We start from the raw sequence: 18,192 nt of genomic DNA on the forward strand, positions 1-18,192 counted from the left end.
TCGAGTCAGTCCGAATCCGAGGAGTTCGGATGCTCGGCGTTCCTGTTCAGAAGCGTCTCCGGTACGTGAGTTGAAATCCACCGGTACCAAAGTGCCCGTCCGGGGCGAGGAAGCCGGGCAAAAAGAGAGGTGAGGTGTAATCCGATGTAGAGGCGAAGTCCTCTAAGCCCTGCGCGGCTGGATCGGTGCTCATCAGTGCGTTTCCGAACACCTCGACGCCGAAATTTCCGATATCGAGTCCGATCCGGGTTTCGATATCGTATTCAGCACCGGCGACCGTCCCTTCACGCTGGTCTCCGTAGCGAGCAAATAGCCTCCCCGAGCCACCGACACCTCCTTTCAATCGCCAGTTCGTTCCCAGCCAGGACCATTCGCCCGTGTGCAGTTCCAAGGTCGCCGAGAGCTCACCATGACTTCGGTGTGTACTCAGAAGGGCGTCTCCGCCGAAGACAATCTCTCCCCGAAGTATCGCCGAATCGAACACTGACTGGCGTCGTTGGAACCCAGCACCGACACCTCCGTACGGTTCGATTCCGGAGGGCCAGGGGAAGAACGGACTATCGCTCACGTATTCGTGAACGAGATCCTGGATCACCTTCCCTGCGTCCAAGCTGTTGGCACCGACGTGCCACGTGACGTTGAGATCGTAATCGTTGACACTGGCGATGCGATACTCGAACGTGGCGTAGATGAGTCCCATCCACAGGTCATACGGCACCGCGTATTGCTGTGTCGCATCCCGTGGGGCACCTTCGGGAAGCATCCCCGGGGGTGTGAACATCTCCATTACGTAGGCTGCGTCCGTATACCCCCGTCCTTCGGGATTCCACCGGCACCCGAACTGCAGGAACGCCGTGAGCCAGTGATCGGATCCGGATCCGAAGTTGGGGAGATTGCCGTCGTTAGAGTAGATGACGTACCGTTCCTCACAGCCCGGCTGGCGGTTCGGGATACCAAATCGGTCTTTGACCTCTTCGACGTCGACCGCCGTGAGTGGCCCAGCAACGAGGAACTCGGCCTCCGGGGATTGAGCGCCGACCAGCGCCGTACCGGATACTGACTCGAACTCGAGATCCTTGTCGAGACGAGAGAGGACCCGTGTCGGATCGAGATCACTGTCGAAATCGCTGTCTCCCTGTCGATCACCCACGGTTGGGAACTCGAGATCCGGCACTCCCAGATCGAACTTCCGCGGTGGTAATCCGAGTTCAACATCGATTGTCGGGCCGTTGAACTCGAACTCCCGTGACGTATCGTCCTGCTCTTCACTGGCCTCGCTTTTGCGTGATGCTTTAGGCAGCAACTGTAAGTCGGTATCTACGCCAAGACTCGGACGACGCGGTTCGCCTCCGAGCAAGGGTTCTCGCAGGCGCAATTCCGGTATGAAAAAGTCCCGTTTAATACCCCGCCAGGACTCCAGTGCGATCACGAATCTATCGACAACCGTTTGGAGAGCTCGTTCGGACCCCTCCACCGACGGGACGAACGGAAACTGACTTCTGAGTTCATCACCCCGTCCACCCATTGCGTCCTTCGCCTTTCCCCTCACCTCGTCGATGGTGTAGGTGTCGCTGAACGAGAGAGGATCTCCACTCCCGACCAGTTCGGGGCCATCCCCGCTGAAACGTATTCCAAGTCCGATCGTACCGACCGGGAGACCCGGCTCTCGAATCAGGAGTTCTACGCGCCCCTTTTGCGAAACTCTGAGCAAGAGAAATCTGGCGTTTCCGACGGGTGGCCGCTCCGGCAGGTGACTGATGCCCTCCGCTTGACGCTGGATCGACGGGGATTCGACCGGCCGCAGATCGAGGCCCTGGGAGGAGTGAGAGGAAGATTTGTGATCGGTCACTGTCCGATCTGGTGGGGAAGTGGATCGAGTCTCGAGGTGACGTGGAGACCACGGCTCCACCTGACCTTGTTGAACGACGTGTGCCAGTTCGTGAGCCATCAACCTCATCGTATCTCTCGATCCTAAACTATCAGCCCCAGAACCAATGTAAATGTCACTCCCGAAAGTGAACGCTCGCGCATTTAGCGTATCACACAGTCCTGCCGCCGTCCCACCCTCGTGGATTCGTACGTTCGAGAAATCACGTCCAAACCTCGGTTCGAAAAACGCTCTCATCGAACGGGGAATACGCCTGCCACCGGTGGCAGATGAGTGGGGTCGGTCCTGTTGAACGGAAGATACTGATACACGCCGGGATGGGCCCGAATCCGTACGCTGTACATTCGGCGGGTTCCTCTCCGACGTGAAGGGGTCGCTCATATCCAATACCTCGTCGGCAATCAGCTCCGCCTCACGCTCGGCAGGATCCGTAGGACGACTTGCGCCGAGTTTCGTCTGCAGTTTCCCCTGATCGTACAGACGTTTGAGAGTCTGGTTCCCTAGAGATTGTTGAAATCGGCTAATCGGAGTTGAGGTTTGCTCATCGATCGAGCCGTCCTGCCTTTCCGACTGATCGACTCGGTCACGTAGCCGGGTGTCCGGCGATCGAGTGTCAGTCCGCCGGTCAGAGTCACGAGCGGTTGACAACGCTTGTCTCCACTTGGGATGTACGAACAGATCTATAATGATCTTATCGCTCTCGGGAGTTCATTCGATCAATAACGGGCGCAAGTATCTTTTAACATATGCATATATAAAGGAATAATGTATAGATGGAACTCCTCCGTATGAGCTTCGCAACGATGAATCACTGTTCGACAAATTCCTAAACTGATAGCTTCAGTCCTACTCAAGTAGAACGCAGATTCGGTAAGGGCGACGGGGGAACGTGCGACACCGAATCGAATTTTTCCCCGTCGTAGGTGAACAGGCGTCTCAAGTGTCGTTTCAAGGGAGAAACACCTAAATAATATCTGTGTGGATAGTTACCATGGTGGAGTGTGGTATATCATTACTAACCACGGAGTGGATCAAGTGACCACGGGATCCGAACAGATCGAACTCTCACGATTCGTCCGCGACGTCCGGGTGTTTCACCGCGGTAGCTTCCGAGATGCTAACGGCCGGCCGCAAACGGCTGGTGGAATCCTCCGTCCCTTCTCTGGCGTGCTCGGTCTCGAACCGTGGCGGTCGGAGTGGCCGCTTCCCGCCCTCTCGTTTCTCCGCCTGACACCACAGGTACTGCCGACGCTCAGAGAAACCAGGTGGTCGCCTTCACGAGTCGAAGAACCAGATACACCCGAACGGGAAGCCAGTGAGCGATCCGAGGGAGACGATGATTCGAGCGATGAGGAAGTACGCGTTCGCGATCTGCTCTCGATGGGTTCGCGAGGGCTCGACCAGAGCCATTCGGATGGTCAGGAGGAAACGTCCTCTCCCGAGGTCACGACTCCCGGCCCGTCCGGGCTCGAAAGCCCCCGGATCCCACGATCGTCGGTCGACGACGGCCCGGGACCGACTCGAGTACGCACTCGACGGGTGAACGACCGAGACGAGGGTCGTCGGTCCTCGATGGGAGTCCGACGACATGAGGGTGCTGAGACCGATCGGTCCACCCGAAACGTTCGTGAGAAAGCTCGAGGAGAGACCGCATCGACGGGTACGGACCACTCGGAGCGATCAACCGTCGGCACCTGGAATGTGGACCGATTCGTCGAACCGACCCGCGAGGGAGGTCGGGAGGGATCCGGACGTAGTGATACGGGTGAGTCAATGCGGTGGGATGTAGACGATACCCATGTCGATCCACCGACCCGAACCCGTGGCGTGGAGAATCGGCAGGAGACGAATCCAGTGGTCGGAAACCCTACCCAGCGATGGCGTGGACGCGACACTGGTGTGTTGCGGGTCCCTCCTCCGAGTGACGCGGGGGAACGGGGGGCGACGTCCCCTCGGACCGTGGATGTCCAGAGTATCACCGATACCGAACTGGATACCGCTCTCGTAACGGACCCTCCTTCCATGGAGCCGCTTCGAGGCGTGATCGGCGCTTCGACCGGTCGATCATGGAACTCCGGCAGCGAGGGCGGTCAGCACGGCCAGTTCCGGAGTTTTACAGGCTCGCAACCGTCACGCCGACGTGCGGACGGGCGGTTCAGTCGACGAGGGACTACCAGTAACTCTCCCCGACGGGGTGACTCCTCGAACGGCGACCGGTCTCGAAGGGAGCGTCGAACCGATCCGAGCGAACCGCGTCACCTCGACGAGCTCGTCGACGTCGACCGACTCGCGGATCGTCTGGCACGAGCGTTCGAACGGAAGGCGAGGATCGAACGGGAGCGACGCGGACGATGAGTCCGGCCGCCACGAACGACTCGTACGACGACGCCCGCATCAAGGTGCTCGACGCGGACCTCGAACCGGGCGAGGAGATCGAGGTGCAGTTCAATCCGGGCGAGGTCAGCGTCGACAAGAGCGTCACCTATTCGGAACAGGACATTCCGGGGTTGGACTCGCCGATCCAGCAGTTCGTGAGCGGCACCGCCGAGACGCTCTCGGTGGAGCTCTTTTTCGACGTCTACGAGGATCGAGGAGAGGACCAACCGAGCGACGTCAGGGAACTGACCGACGAGATCAACCGGCTCCTGCTGGTCGATGGCGAGCGCCACGCGCCACCGATCGTCAAGTTCGCGTGGGGAACGATCTCGTTCACTGCGGTGGTCGAGAGCGGGAACACCACCTTCACGATGTTCCGACGGGACGGGACGCCCGTTCGTGCATGGATCGACCTGACGTTTCGCGAGTACACGCTCCCGAAAAAACAGCTGCAAGCCGAGCCTCGGCACTCGGCGGACAGGACGAGCGTTCGCCGGGTGATCGAGGGCGACACCCTTCCGGGTATCGCGGGAGACGAGTACGGCCGTCCGGAGGAGTGGCGCCGGATCGCCGACGCGAACGAGATCGACAACCCCAGACGACTCCTCCCGGGTGAGGATCTCGTCATACCGGTCCTGGAGCGGACATGACCCTCGAGACGCTCGCCTCGATCGGGCACGAACTCGACGTGCCACGATTCAGCGTCGAGGTCGGCTCGGAGACGTTCGAGGAGACCTCGGGGCTCTTCACCGAGGTCTCGGTCGACCGGACTATCAGTGGGGCGGATCACTTCTCGCTCGCGATCTCGACTCGATTCGATCACGAGACGGGCGAGTTCGTCGACGTCGAGTGGGAGGACTTCCCGATCGGCGAGTCCGTCGAGATCCACCTCGGCTACGGAGCGACCCTGCAACGTGTCCTCACCGGCACGATCACCGAACACGGGACCGACTTCCCGGCCGGTGGGGCGCCGACCATCACCGTGCGCGGCTACGGCCGCTACCACGAACTCACGAAGGACGTCGTCGAAGAGCAGTGGGAGGAAAAGACCGACGCGGAGATCGTCGAGGCACTCGCGGACGCCTACGGCTTCGAGGCCGTCGTCGATCCCACGCCGGGGGGCGAGACCAAAGTCGAGAACGAGTACGACTCGGACGCGGCCTTCCTCGAGGAGAAACTCGCTACCCGTAACGAGTCGGGAACCGGTCCGTTCGACGTCTTCGCCCGGCTCGACGAGCTGGTCTTCCGTGCGCCGCGGGACGGCGGAGAGCCCCAACTGACACTCACGTACGGCGAATCCCTCCAGTCGTTCGCACCGACACTGACAGAGGCGGAAACCCACGGACGCATCGAGGTCCGACACTGGGATCCGACGCGGAAGTCGGAGATCGTCGGAGTAGCGGAAAGCGAGGACGGAACGGGGAAACGGGTCATCCGCCGACCAGTCCGCTCGGAGGACGAAGCGAGACGGATCGCCCAGGCAGTGTTGCGTCGAGAGAGACGGGATCGGCTCCGCGGGAACGGCACGACGATCGGGCTTCCCGAGTTCGAGATCGGCGAGCCGATCGTCCTGTCCGGGCTCGGAGAACGATTCTCCGGAACGTACTACGTCGAGGGGGTCACCCACACCATCGGGAGTGGGGGATACTCCACCGACTTCGACGTTCGAGAGGCGATGGGTGGGGTGCTCTCGTGAGCGCACCGGGGACACCCACACGAGACGACCACGCCCGCTCGTTCGACGGCGTCTACGTGGCCATCGTCAGGGACAACGCGGATCCACAGGGGCTCGGTCGGGTCCGACTCGAGTACCCCTGGCGGGAGTCGGCCGCGGAGAGTACCTGGGCCCGAATCGCCGTGCCGATGGCGGGCCACGAGCGAGGGACGTACTTCCTGCCCGAGACGGGCGACGAGGTGCTGGTGGCGTTCGAGCGGGGTGACGTCGATTACCCCTACGTCATCGGCGCGCTGTGGAACGGTCAGGACACACCCCCCGCCGCCAACCGGGACGGGAACAACGACATCCGCCGGATCACGTCCCGAAACGGCCACCAGCTGACGTTCGACGACGCGGACGACGGAGGGAAGATCGTCGTCGAGACCGCGGCCGGCCACCGTGTCGTCCTGGACGACCAGAGCGGTGGCGAGACGATCACTATTAAGGACACGGGCGGAAGCGAGATCGAATTCGACGGGACGACCGGCAGTTTATCGATCTCGAGCGGGGGGACGATCACGATCGACGCGTCGATGATGGAACTCAGCAGCGCCGGTAACCTCGACATCGACGCCGGCGGGGTGCTGACGCTGAACGGCTCGCTCATCAAACTCAACTAACGTACCAATGCCACCAGCCGCACGAACCACCGATCCGACCGCCCACGGAGCACCGCTCTCGGGTCCTGGTAGCCCGGACGTCCTCATCGGCGGCCTACCCGCCTACCGAGCGCTGATAGACTTCCACGCCTGTCCGCTGACGACCGGAACCGTCCCGCACGTCGGGGGCGTCGTCCAGCCCGGCAGTGCCACGGTCCTCATCAACAACGTACCAGCCGCCAGACAGGGCGACACTATCGTCGAGAGCGGGCCACCGAACACCGTCGCCGGGGGAGATCCGAGCGTCCTCATCGGGTAGGGAGACAGAGCATGAGGGACTTTCTCGGACGCGGATGGGCGTTTCCGGTCGGGACGGAGAGCAGCGGCGAGATCCGAACGGCTACAGAGGAGACCGACATCGAACAGGCGATCCGGTTGATCCTCTCGACTTCACCGGGCGAACGCGTGATGCGTCCCGACTTCGGGTGTGGTATCCACGGCTACGTGTTCGCGACGATCGACACGACGACGCTCACGTTGATCGGGGACGAGGTTCGAGACGCGCTGGCGGAGTGGGAGCCACGGATCGAGGTCCTCTCGGTGGATTCGGACCTCGCGGACGCGGCGACGGGACGCCTGGAGATCGAGATCCGCTATCGCGTCAGACGAACCAACAACGAGTTCAACCTCGTCTACCCGTTCTACCTGGAGGGGGCCTGATCCATGGCAGGACCCCCGGAGATCGACGGGCGACGTCGCGCCGACCTCCGTGACAGGATCTCGTCGCTCACCCCGTACTATCTCGACGAGTGGGATCCCGATTCGGAGGACGTCGGAACCGCGCTGGTGGAGCTGTTCGCCGAGATGGCCGGCGGGCTCACCGAACGGGTCGATCAGGCGCCGAGGAAACACCAGGTGGCCTTCTACGAGGCGCTCGGGTTCGACCGCCGGCCCCCGCAGGCGGCGACGGTCCCCGTGCAGTTCTCGATCGACGAGGACGCGCCGGGGAACGTCCCGATCACCGGAGGAACGGAAGTCGAAGCGGAGACGGACGGCGACGAGGAGGTGTTTCGTATCGCGTCGGAGGACGCCTTCGAGGCGACCCCGGCCTGCCTGACGGACGTCTTCAGCGTCGACCCGTCCGACGACAGCCTCTTCGAACACCGCGGTCCGATCGACGGAGCAGGATCGTCGACCCTCTTCACTGGAACCGACGTTCAGGAGAACGTCCTCTACGTCGGCCATCCCGAACGGTTCTCGGTCTCCGCCGGGTCGACGGTCGTCCTCGAGATACGGACAACCCACGATCCGACGGCGCTCGACTGGGAGTACTACGGCGAGTCCGGGGACGGCGAGGAGGGATGGCACGGGATTTTACCCTCGGACGTTCGCTGGGACGACCCCCGACTCGCGCTCACCCCTGACGGTCCGATCCTCGAGACGGAGGTCGACGGCCGGGAGAGCTCGTGGATCCGCGGTTCGATCCCCCCGGACGAGCAGTCGACCGAGCGCTTCGCGTTCGAGTTCGATCGCCTGCTCCTCGGCGGGAAGAAGAACGAGGCGAAACCGGATGGACTGTTCGCGAACGACGTCCCCCAACCGGTCGACGGGACGAAGATCTACCCCTTCGGATCGATCCCGCAGCAACGCGATGCGTTCTATCTCGCCTGTGCGGAGGCGTTCGCGAAACCCGGTGCGGACGTGACGATCACGTTCGGCGGACGCGATCCGATCGCTCCCGAGGATCCACCCCGCCTCTCGTGGGAGTACTACGACGGCCGATCGTGGCGACTCCTGGCCGAGGTGAACGGAAACGACGTCTTTCACGGGGAGAGCGAGGAAGGCGAGGAAGCCAGTGTCGGGTTCACGGTCCCCCCGGATATCGACTCGACGTCCGTCTTCGGACAGGAGGGCGTCTGGATTCGGGTGCGATTGGTCGGCGGTGAGTACGTGAAAGTCGTCTACGAGCACGACGACGATGACGATCCGACCGAGAGCCACCGACGGGTCGACGGGGACCCACCCAGTTTCGACACCGTTACGATCGCGTACGAGTACGCGGGAACCGAGGCCCCGACACAGCTCCTCGCCGAAAACGGGCTGGAGTACACCGACGACCTCGTCGGGACGGAGGGACCCCATCGGCCGTTCGAACCGTTGCCCGACGACACCCAGACCGTGTACTTCGGGCTGAATCGGCGACTGACGGGCGGGCCGATCCAGCTCTACGTCGACGTCGAAGATCGCGAGTATCCCGGCGAGTTCAGCCCCCGCGTGCGCTGGGAGCAGCGCGTTCTACCCGGGTCGGAGAGCTGGGAGCGCCTGTCGAGTGACGACGGGACGGAGGGGTTCACGCGCTCCGGAATCGTCTCCCTCTCATTCGCGGACGACAGCGAGGCGTCGCGGCGGTTCGGAGTCGAGCGTCACTGGGTGCGTGCTCGCGTCCGTGGCGACGCGTTCGAACCCGAAGAGCCCGAGAACGAGACCGAGGAGCGGGGCCAGAATCAAGAGCATTCGTCCCGCGACCTCACCCTCGCCACCACGACGGCCGGCGACGGCTCGCTCGAACCGTGCCGGTCGTTCCTCGAGACCGACCCGGGTGGTATCGAGGTTCGACCGGCAGTCCCGCGGATCGACGGTATCTACCTCGACACCGGCGTGGCCGCGAACGTCACGACCGTCGAGGACGAGGTGCTCGGTTCGAGCGACGGCTCGCCGAACCTCACGTTCGCGGTCTCGCGACCGCCGACCATCGAGATCGAGGTCTGGGTCGACGAGCTGACCGCACTCTCGAGCGATCGACGAGAGCGTCTGAGAGCGGAGCGGCCGGAGGCGGTGGCCATAGAGACGACCACGACGGGCGACGTTCGTGCCGCCTGGGTGCGGTGGGAGGCGGTGGAGGACCTCGAGGGAGCCGACGAGTCGGATCGACAGTACGTCCTGAACCGCGTCGACGGGACGGTCACGTTCGGCGACGGAACGGCGGGGCGGATCCCCCCTGCCGGCAGGGACAACGTTCGCGCGAGCTACCGGACCGGGGGCGGGAGCGCCGGGAACGTCGAACCGGGCGCAGTCGTGGATCTCTCGACCGCCATTCCGCACGTCGATGCGGTCACGAACCCGGTCGAAGGCTCGGGTGGCGCGGCGGCGGAGTCGACGGCCGTGGTGCTCGATCGTGCACCACGGGAGCTCCGGGACCGGGACAGAGCGGTGACCGCGGTCGACTACGAACGCATCGCGAGGGACGCGGCACGTGAGCTGGCCGACGTGCGGTGTCTCCGCGGCATGAACCGAGCTGGCGAGCACGAACCGGGCTGGGTGACGATACTCGTCGTCCCCGACGAGCGACGGGAGACCCCGGTCCCGAGCGTGGGGCTTCGCGAGACCGTCCACCGGCGCGTGAGTGAGGCGGCGCCGCTTCACCTCGTCACACGGGACCGCCTGGTGGTTCGGTCGCCGACCTACGTGTCCGTCGACGTCGAAGCGACAGTGGTCGTCGACGGTGTTCGGAGCCTGGGGGCGCTGGAGACCGCAATCGAGGACCGCCTCACCACGTTCTTACACCCGTTGTCGGGGAAAGGTGGTGATGGGTGGCGCTTCGGCGAACTCGCGACGATCGCCGACGTGATCGCCGAGATCGAGGGGTGTGACGGTGTCGATCACGTCCCTAGACTCGACCTCCGGTACGACGGTCGGGAGACGATCACGAAGGGCGAGACGCCCCCCGACGTCGCACCCGACGTGCTGGTTCACAGCGGGACCCACGAACTCGTCGTTCGCCAGCGGACACGCCCCTGTGTGGAGGGCGACCGATGAGCCTGGACGTCCCGGACCTCGACGACCGCACGTACGAAGAGCTACGAGCGGACGCGGTGAAGCGCCTCCCCGTCCACGCACCGGAGTGGACCGACCACAACGTCCACGACCCCGGGATCACGATCCTCGAACTCCTGGCGTGGCTCGTCGAGACGTACGGCTACCAACTCGATCGGGTGACCGACGACCACCGACGGAAGTACCTCGAACTCGTCGGCGTGACTCCCCACCCACCGAGGTCGGCGTCGGTCGATCTATCGGTCGCGACCGGTGACGAGGCGGTCGCGGGTGAGCTTCCCGCACGGACCCCGATCGTGGTGGAGACGCCGGACCGGGAGGTGATCCGGTTCGAAACGGAGACTGACATCGTGCTCACGCCGGCTACGATCGACGCGGTCGTCTCCGAGCACGCGCGGGGACGGACCGACCACACGGTGGCCAACGAGAGCGAGGGGCGATCGTTCCTGGCGTTCGGGACGGAAGCGAGCGTCGGGAACGCGCTCTACCTCGGGTTCGACGGCGACCCCTTCGCCGAGGGGAACCGACTCGACCTGGTCGTCGATTTTCACGACGACGACCTCCCGGATCCCGCGGGAGACCCGCACGACCCGATACGGTTCGTCCCCTCGATCGCCGTCGTCTGGGAACGCCTGACGGATCCGGAGCGCTGGTACCGGGACGACGCGTGGGAGGAACTGGACCTCGTCCACGACGGGACGGACGCGTTCTACACCGGCGGACGTGTCGGGCTCGCCGAACCCTCCGACCGGCAGGGCGAGGCGGAGGCGGCGGCGATCCTGGCCCGGGACACGCCGCTGATCTGGGTTCGCGCGGTGGCGAGGGCACGGGAGGACGACGAGGACACTGAACGGCGGATTCCGACCTGCGCGGAGCGGTCGGGCGTCGTCGGGTCGGGTTCACAGACCGGTGTGAGAGATCGCACTCCCACACAAACCGAGCGATACGAACTCCCACCGACGTTCGATGCGATCCGCACCAACGTCGTCGCCGCGAGACAGAGAGAGCGGGTCCCGAGCGTGGGGTTAGAGCGCATCGATCGACCGGGTGACGAGCGACCGGCGTACCCCCCGAGCGAGACGGCGGCCACCCGATCCCAGCGGTTCGCGTTTCCGACCGCGCCCGTCGTGGACGCCGAGGTGGTCGTGGGCGATACCCGCTGGACCGCCGTGGACGACTTCGGCGCCGCCGGTCCGGACGACCGGTGCTACGTTCTCGACCGAGAGCGTGGGGTCGTCACCTTCGGCGACGGCCGTCGGGGGGCGATTCCGCTGCCCGGACAGACGGTCTCGGCGGGCGACGTCGTGTACGGTGGCGGGCCGCAGGGGAACGTGCCCCGTGGCTCCACCTGGATGATCGAGGGACCGAAGGATACACTGGAGGCCGACCCGCTCGCCCGACCGGCGGGGGGGCGGGGGGCCGAGTCGATCGCGGCGGCGTTCGACCGGGCGCGGGACCAGCAGCGGATCCCGTATCGGGCGGTCACGGCGTCCGACCACCGGGCGATCGCGATGCGCACGCCGGGTGTCCGCGTCGGCCGGGCGGCGGCGGTCGTCGACTGCGCCGACGACGCATCCGGGTCGCCGAACGAGGTCACGGTCGTGGTCATCCCGTTCGGCCCACCGGGCCGACGCCCGATCCCCACGCGCGGGTTCCTCGAGGCGGTCGAGTACCAGCTCTGCGCTCACTCGTTGCTCACGGACCGGATCTCGGTGTCAGCCCCGACGTACGTGAGCATTCGGGTGACGGCGGAGGTGGTGGCCGTCGAAGGGATCCCACACGACGACGTCCGCGACGTCGCCGCCGAACGGCTCGAAACGTTCATCGACCCGCTCGTGGGGTACGACGGCGACGGCTGGCCGTTCGACCGGCCGGTCCACCGCTCGGACGTGTTCGAGGTGCTCGCGAACCTCCCGACAGTCGCGGACGTGATCGACGTCTCGATCGGCGTCGGTGACGAGGCGGACCTCGAGGCCGATCACACCTCGGTGCCGTACCTCGCAGCGGTCTCTATCGACGTGCGCGAGGAGCGAGAGACATGCGGGAGGGGGCTCTGATGGAGTTCACCCACCGCGGGACCGACGTGACGCCCTCCTGGGAACGGTGGGAGCGGGAGAACGTCGCTGTCTCGGGAAATCGAGTTCGCATCGCCAGGAACCCGTTTCCGGCCTATCGGTCGGTCGAGCCCGTCGTCGAGGGCGACGACGGCCAATCGAGGCTCGTCGACCTCGCGGTCGACGACTGTGGGGAGGTGTTCCTCCTGGGTGCGGACGGTACCGTCTATCGACACAGCCCGGGCGAGGGGTGTGACCGTCTCGCTCGAATCGACTGTCTGGTCGACGCGACCGCCGAACCGCGAGCGATCGACGTCACGCGGGACAGCCTCTACGTCGCGAGCGGGAACCCGGGGCGAGTGCAGGCGTTCTCCCGGCACGCGGGTGGCATGCGGTGGTCGCTGACCGAGGGGGTCGACGACCCGGTCACGTTCGTTCGGATCGATGGCGCGACCTGCCTGCTCGATCGGGGGGACCGCCCGGGCCGAGGGGCCGTCCGACGCCTCACTGCGGACGGGCGTGTCGTTCCGATCGTGACCGACCTCTACGAGCCGATCGATATCGACGCGGACGACGACGGGGCGCTCTACGTTCTGGAGCCGCACACGTGGACCGAGGCGGACGACCCCGATCGCTACGTCGTCCGCAGGCTCCCCGCCCAGGCCGTCGCGAGCCCGCCGATCCCCGGCGTCGATACCGTGTGGATCCCCCCGGAAGCGTTTCGCAGCGTGGGCAGTGCGGAGCCCGTCGTCCCGGCGTGTCTCACGTCCGGGGTCGCGGGGGAGCTCGTCGTCGGCACCGCCCGTCGAACCGTCGGCGAGGATGCGGTGTTCGGCTTCCGCCCGAACCGGGCGGGGTTCGCACACCAGACGGACGTGCCGGCGGGCTGTGAGGTGCTGGCCCTCGATCGGTCCGGGGCGTCGGCTCGGCTATACGTGATCGATGGTGACGGCGCACTCCTCGTGAGTACGGCGGAGACGGAACGACAGCGGAATCCGACGACCGACGCCTACGACGGGCGGATCAGGACGCGCCTCGACGCCGGGGTCTCGGGCACGCAGTGGCACCGCATCCGGCTCGCACGCGAGCTGACGGATCGGGACACCGAGCTGAACGTTCGGTATCACGCGACCGACGCACCCACACCGGATCGGCTGTCGCCCGATCCCGACGCGCTGGCGTCTGACCTCACGGCCGTCGGTGGCATCGGCCCGCGCAAGTCGTGGCGCCTGCGGCGTGCTGGGGTGATCACGCTCGCCGACCTCGCAGCGAGCGACCCGGAGACGATCGCCGCGATCGTCAGCGTCGAGGAGATCGACGTCCCGGCCGACCGGGTCCGGGAGTGGCAGTCGGACGCCGAGTCGATCCTCGCAGGGGGTGACGACGCCCTCCGGGCGGTCGACGGGATCGGGCCGGTGTTCGCCGCCCGGCTGCGGGTGGCCGGCATCGAGAGCCTCGAGGAGCTCGTCGACGAGGAGCCGGAGGCGGTGTCGGCGCTCCTCGGAAGCCGCCTCCGGACCGTCTCCACGGGGCGGACCGCGACCTGGATCGCCGACGCCGACGCGCTCCTGCCCGAGACGCCGGATCCAGAGACGTTCGACTGGGAGACCACGCCCCCGAACCCGGAGGAGGTGCTGCTGTCGGATGCAGTCGGACGGTATCTCTGGGTCGAGGCCGAACTCGTCGGCACGGCCGTCGAGACACCGGCGGTCGATGCCACCGACGTCAGCTATCCACGCCGGTCGTATCTCGAGGAGCTCCCGGCGGTCTATCGGTCGGACGGGGCCACGAGCGACTTTCTGGAGCCGTTCCTCGCGCTGTTCGAGAGCGTCCTCACGGAGGTCGGCGAGTCCATCTCGGACCTCCCCCGGTATCTGGATCCGGAGACCATCCCCGCCGACGCCGAACACCTCGAGTGGCTGGGAGGCTGGGTGGCGGCCGAGATGGATGCCGGCTGGCCGGCCGCCGTCAAACGCGCGTTCATCGCGAACGCACCTGCGCTCTATCGGATGCGGGGGACCCGGCGCGGTCTCCAGGCCGCCATCGAGATCTACCTCGAACACGTCAACGTGGATCGGGAGGCGTGGGACCGGCTCCGTGCGATCGGGGACGACGACGCCGAGGTGGCGCTGGTCCGCGTGTTCGAACACGCAGATCTGGCGTGCGCGAGGGACACCGACGCCTGGGAGTCCTACTCGAGGCTCATCAGCTGCCCGCAGGGATTCCTCGTGTTGCTCCATCCCGCCCTCGAGGAGCGCCACGTCACCGCGATCGGCCGGATCGTCGGGCACCAGCGCCCCGCACACACGAGCGGGCGTGCTGTGGCGCTCCGGCCAGTTACCGTCCTCACCGGCCACGATCGTGGCGAGCGCGGGTTTCACTCGTATCTGGGCATCAACACGGTGCTCTCGGCCCGCGAGTTCGCCGTCGAGAGCTCGACGCTGGGCCAGGAGACCGTCCTGCACGAGCGCGAACCGCACGGCGCCGTTGGCATCCGCTCGCGGCTCGGCGAGGACGTCCGACTTTCTTGAGCTGGGGAGACCGAATCCATGAGTCAAAAGACACACACGAACCCGACCGGCGAATCGATCGACGCGTGCGAACTGACCACCTCCGAGCGCAACCGATACTTCCACGGGAAGCTGATGACGGCCCGCGATATGGCGGCCGAGCAGACCTACCATCGCCGGCTCTTCACGCGGCGGTCCCGACACGTGACGGGCTACGGGGTCGTCGACGGGCTCGAGGCAGAGGTCGAGCGCGTCGACGACGGGCTGGCGGTGACCGTCGAGCCGGGGTACGCGATCGACTGCTGTGGCCGACCGGTGGTCGTGTCGAAGGAGACGACCGTTCGAATCGGGACGGAGGAGTTCCCCGGGTCGGATCGACTCGGGCTGTTCATCGAGTACGCCGAGTGCGTCACCGAATCCGTGCCCATCCCCGGCTCGGAGGACGCCTGCGAGCGCGAGTGTGCGTACAACCGGGTCATCGAGACGTTCGACCTCCGGGTCGAGGGGGTCGAGAGCGACGACCGACCCGCGAAGCCGGTGCCTCCCGTCGACTTTCCGGACCGAGACGGCTTCGGCGTCGACGAGGACGGGACCGAACGCGCCGAGGAGCTCCGTACCGAGATCGACGAGATACTCGAGCGCCGCGAGAGGCTGCTCGAAGAGGGCGACGAGGAGCGAGCGGAGGAGCTCCGACACCGCGCGGAGGAGTTGGAGCGGGATCTGGAATCGTTGGAAGAGTCGGGAGAAACGGAGGGTGGAACGACCGTCGACGGCATCGATCGCTACCACCCCGAACTCACACGGATCGCACGGACGTGGGACACGGGTGCGGAGTTCCCGGTGGGCTGTGTCCCGAACGGAACGCACTCGGTCTATCTCGGCTCGTTCTCCCAGCCGTCGGAGGAGACCGAGACGGTAGACGTCGCGTTCCGCCCGCGAGTGTACACCAACGACATGCTGTACTCGGCGATCACTGGACACACCACCGATTTCGGGAACCCACACGACGTTACGGCCGGACAGACCGGTGCCCTGATCAGCGTCAAGGGTGTCGAGAACCCCGGTGGCGACGTCGACCTCGCCTCACCGGACGGGAACGTGTCGTTCACCACGGATCCCGACGATGTCGGTGAGCACACGGTCGGCCTCTCGGTGCCCGGCCTCGCGGACGTCGACGACGGTCTCCAGGCGCACCTCGGGGACACCGACAACCCCCACGAGGTGACCGCCGCACAGACGGGGGCGCTCGAGAGCGTCGCCGGCGTCGGGGGTGACGACGACGGAAACCTCGATCTGGCCTCCCCGGACGAGACGGTCTCGATCACCAGGGGCGACGATGCGGGAGGCGACCATACGGTCGGTCTCTCGGTCACCGGGCTCGCAGAGCTCGAAGAACGGGTCTCGGAGCTCGAGGCGCGGCATAGGCGAGACATCGAACGGATCACCGACCGATTGATCCGTGTCGAACACTACGTGATGGAGCGGTCCGTGTGGGGCATGTGCAGTTCGTTCGGTGTCGTCTTCAGGCGGTTCGACAACCAGCAAACCGCTGCTCGAGTCATTCGCGCGGCGCTCGAGTTCCTGGGCCGTCACGACGCCGGTGAGCGTATCCAGCCGGAGGAGTACTTCGATTACCTCGTGGGTGTCCTCGAACTTCAGCAACAGCTGTTAGCGGAACTCGAGCGGAACGCCGGGCCTCAACCGAGGGTTCAGGTCGCGTTGGAGGAGCTCGGCAACGCGATCGAGCGTCGAGACGAAGAAAACGTGCTGCCGGCAGCGGCGGCCCAGAACAAGGCGCGGAAGCTGTTCGAGTGTGTGCACCCTCTCGTAATCGAATAACGGGACGGCGCTCGATCCAGCAGTTACAGTATCGATGTCCGTGTCCGAGCGGTGAGTTCGGAACGGGTTCGGTCACCGCTCGAGACGTGGACAGCGACCGCTCCCCGTCGCTCCGACCGGTACCTATTAGCGATCCGTTAGCGATACCCCGGTCGTGGGAATGGGGTCGTACGACGTACTCGTCGCGGGAGGCGGTCCGTCTGGATTACAGTTCGCCCGGGAGCTCGGCCGGCGGACCGAACACTCGGTCGGCGTCCTCGAAGCGAACGACGAACTCTCCGAGAACGACAAGTCCACCGGCGGGACCTTCCACCAGGTCGTCGACGGGTTCGACGTCTCCGAGGAGGTTGTGATGGACTCCAGTCCGGAGGTGGTGTTCGAGGGCCCGGACGCGAGCGCACGACTCCCCATCCCGAACCACGTCCTCGACTTCCCGGCGTTCGTGGAGTTCCTGGGAGAGAGAGCCGCGTCGCACGGTGTCGACGTGCTGACCGGGGTCAGAGTCCTGGAACCGATCGTCGAGGACGGGCGGGTCGTCGGCGTCCGGTGCCGACGCCGACGACAGCGTGAGGAGGTGCGGGCAGACCTCGTCGTGGACGCCACGGGTCCGGCGGGCGCGCTGACGAGACGGCTGGGGATGTGGGACCGGACGAGGGCACAGCGCGGGATCGGAAAGGAGTTCGAGGTCGAGGGGCGGTTCGAGGAGGACGCGCTCCTGTTCCGTTTCGATCACCGGTACGCACCGGGCGGCTACGCGTGGGTTTTCCCCGCCGGGGAGGGCGCGTTCAAGATCGGCGTGTGCTGGGTCGACGACTTCTACGAACGACACGCCCGGGACGAGAACACGAGCATCGACGCGTACATCGAACGGTGGATCGAGAGTGACTCGCGGTGGTCGGTCGAATCGATCCGTGCGGTCCACGCCGGGGAGGTGATCTCGGACAACTCGATCCACCGACGAGCAGGGGATGGGATCGTCGCGGTCGGCGACTCCGTCTCGAGCATCAACCCGTTGTTCGGTGAGGGGATTCGGCCGGGGATGGAGTCGGCCGAGATGGCCGCCGACATCGCGATCGAGGCGCTCCGCGCGGGAGACACCTCGCGAGAGGCCCTCCTCGGATACGAACGCCGGTGGAACCGCGAGAAGGGAGCGAGCTGGCGAAGACAGCGGATCGTCGGCGAACTCCTCTACGACTTCGACGCCGGCCAGCAGAACGGGTTCGTCCGGAGATGTCGATCGCTCTCCGAGGAAGGGGCCGAACGGCTCCAGCGGTACGAGCTGACGATCGGCGACCTGTTCGGGCTGTATCCGTTCAGAGCGAGCGACCTCCCGAAGCTGCCGCGTCTCCTGCGACACCTCCGGTGACGGTTCCGC

General features: G+C 65.6%; 11 protein-coding genes and 1 pseudogene. 10 read left to right on the forward strand and 2 right to left on the reverse strand.

What is annotated here, in order from left to right; all coding sequences use genetic code 11:
- Nucleotides 1–46 precede the first annotated feature (46 nt).
- Together V2L32_RS18965 and V2L32_RS21190 are read right to left on the reverse strand one after the other, a co-directional pair.
- Nucleotides 47–1,849: a hypothetical protein gene (locus V2L32_RS18965; protein ID WP_331234147.1), complete on the reverse strand. Its 1,803-nt coding sequence runs from the start codon at nt 1,847–1,849 to the stop codon at nt 47–49.
- 72 nt (nt 1,850–1,921) lie between these two features.
- Nucleotides 1,922–2,269: pseudogene (locus tag V2L32_RS21190) on the reverse strand (eCIS core domain-containing protein); the annotation flags it as partial.
- 1,970 nt (nt 2,270–4,239) lie between these two features.
- Here V2L32_RS21190 and V2L32_RS18970 point away from each other — a divergent pair.
- From V2L32_RS18970 to V2L32_RS19015, 10 genes are all read left to right on the forward strand, one after another.
- Nucleotides 4,240–4,914: a CIS tube protein gene (locus V2L32_RS18970; RefSeq protein WP_331234148.1), complete on the forward strand. Its 675-nt coding sequence runs from the start codon at nt 4,240–4,242 to the stop codon at nt 4,912–4,914.
- Entirely contained in the window at nt 4,911–5,960 is a 1,050-nt protein-coding gene (locus V2L32_RS18975) for a phage late control D family protein (RefSeq protein WP_331234149.1), read from the forward strand. The genes V2L32_RS18970 and V2L32_RS18975 overlap by 4 nt, the downstream gene beginning before the upstream one ends.
- Entirely contained in the window at nt 5,957–6,601 is a 645-nt protein-coding gene (locus V2L32_RS18980) for a phage baseplate assembly protein V (protein ID WP_331234150.1), read from the forward strand. The genes V2L32_RS18975 and V2L32_RS18980 overlap by 4 nt, the downstream gene beginning before the upstream one ends.
- Nucleotides 6,602–6,608: 7 nt before the next feature.
- Complete coding sequence (locus tag V2L32_RS18985; protein ID WP_331234152.1) at nt 6,609–6,899, forward strand: PAAR domain-containing protein; 291 nt, start codon at nt 6,609–6,611, stop codon at nt 6,897–6,899.
- 11 nt (nt 6,900–6,910) lie between these two features.
- On the forward strand, nt 6,911–7,300 hold the full coding sequence (locus tag V2L32_RS18990; protein ID WP_331234153.1) for a GPW/gp25 family protein: 390 nt from the start codon (nt 6,911–6,913) through the stop codon (nt 7,298–7,300).
- A gap of 3 nt (nt 7,301–7,303) precedes the next feature.
- Entirely contained in the window at nt 7,304–10,396 is a 3,093-nt protein-coding gene (locus V2L32_RS18995) for a putative baseplate assembly protein (protein ID WP_331234154.1), read from the forward strand.
- On the forward strand, nt 10,393–12,471 hold the full coding sequence (locus V2L32_RS19000; RefSeq protein WP_331234155.1) for a putative baseplate assembly protein: 2,079 nt from the start codon (nt 10,393–10,395) through the stop codon (nt 12,469–12,471). Before V2L32_RS18995 ends, V2L32_RS19000 begins: the two co-directional genes overlap by 4 nt.
- Nucleotides 12,453–14,999, forward strand: a complete 2,547-nt coding sequence (locus V2L32_RS19005; RefSeq protein WP_331234156.1) for a helix-hairpin-helix domain-containing protein — start codon at nt 12,453–12,455, stop codon at nt 14,997–14,999. Before V2L32_RS19000 ends, V2L32_RS19005 begins: the two co-directional genes overlap by 19 nt.
- An 18-nt stretch (nt 15,000–15,017) precedes the next feature.
- Nucleotides 15,018–16,817, forward strand: coding sequence for a hypothetical protein (locus V2L32_RS19010; protein WP_331234157.1), 1,800 nt, complete (start codon nt 15,018–15,020; stop codon nt 16,815–16,817).
- Between the two features lie 160 nt (nt 16,818–16,977).
- Complete coding sequence (locus V2L32_RS19015; RefSeq protein ID WP_331236638.1) at nt 16,978–18,183, forward strand: NAD(P)/FAD-dependent oxidoreductase; 1,206 nt, start codon at nt 16,978–16,980, stop codon at nt 18,181–18,183.
- The last annotated feature ends 9 nt before the right edge of the window (nt 18,184–18,192 follow it).

Origin of the sequence: Halalkalicoccus sp. CGA53, from assembly GCF_036429475.1 — an archaeon.
GTDB lineage: Archaea > Halobacteriota > Halobacteria > Halobacteriales > Halalkalicoccaceae > Natronorarus > Natronorarus salvus.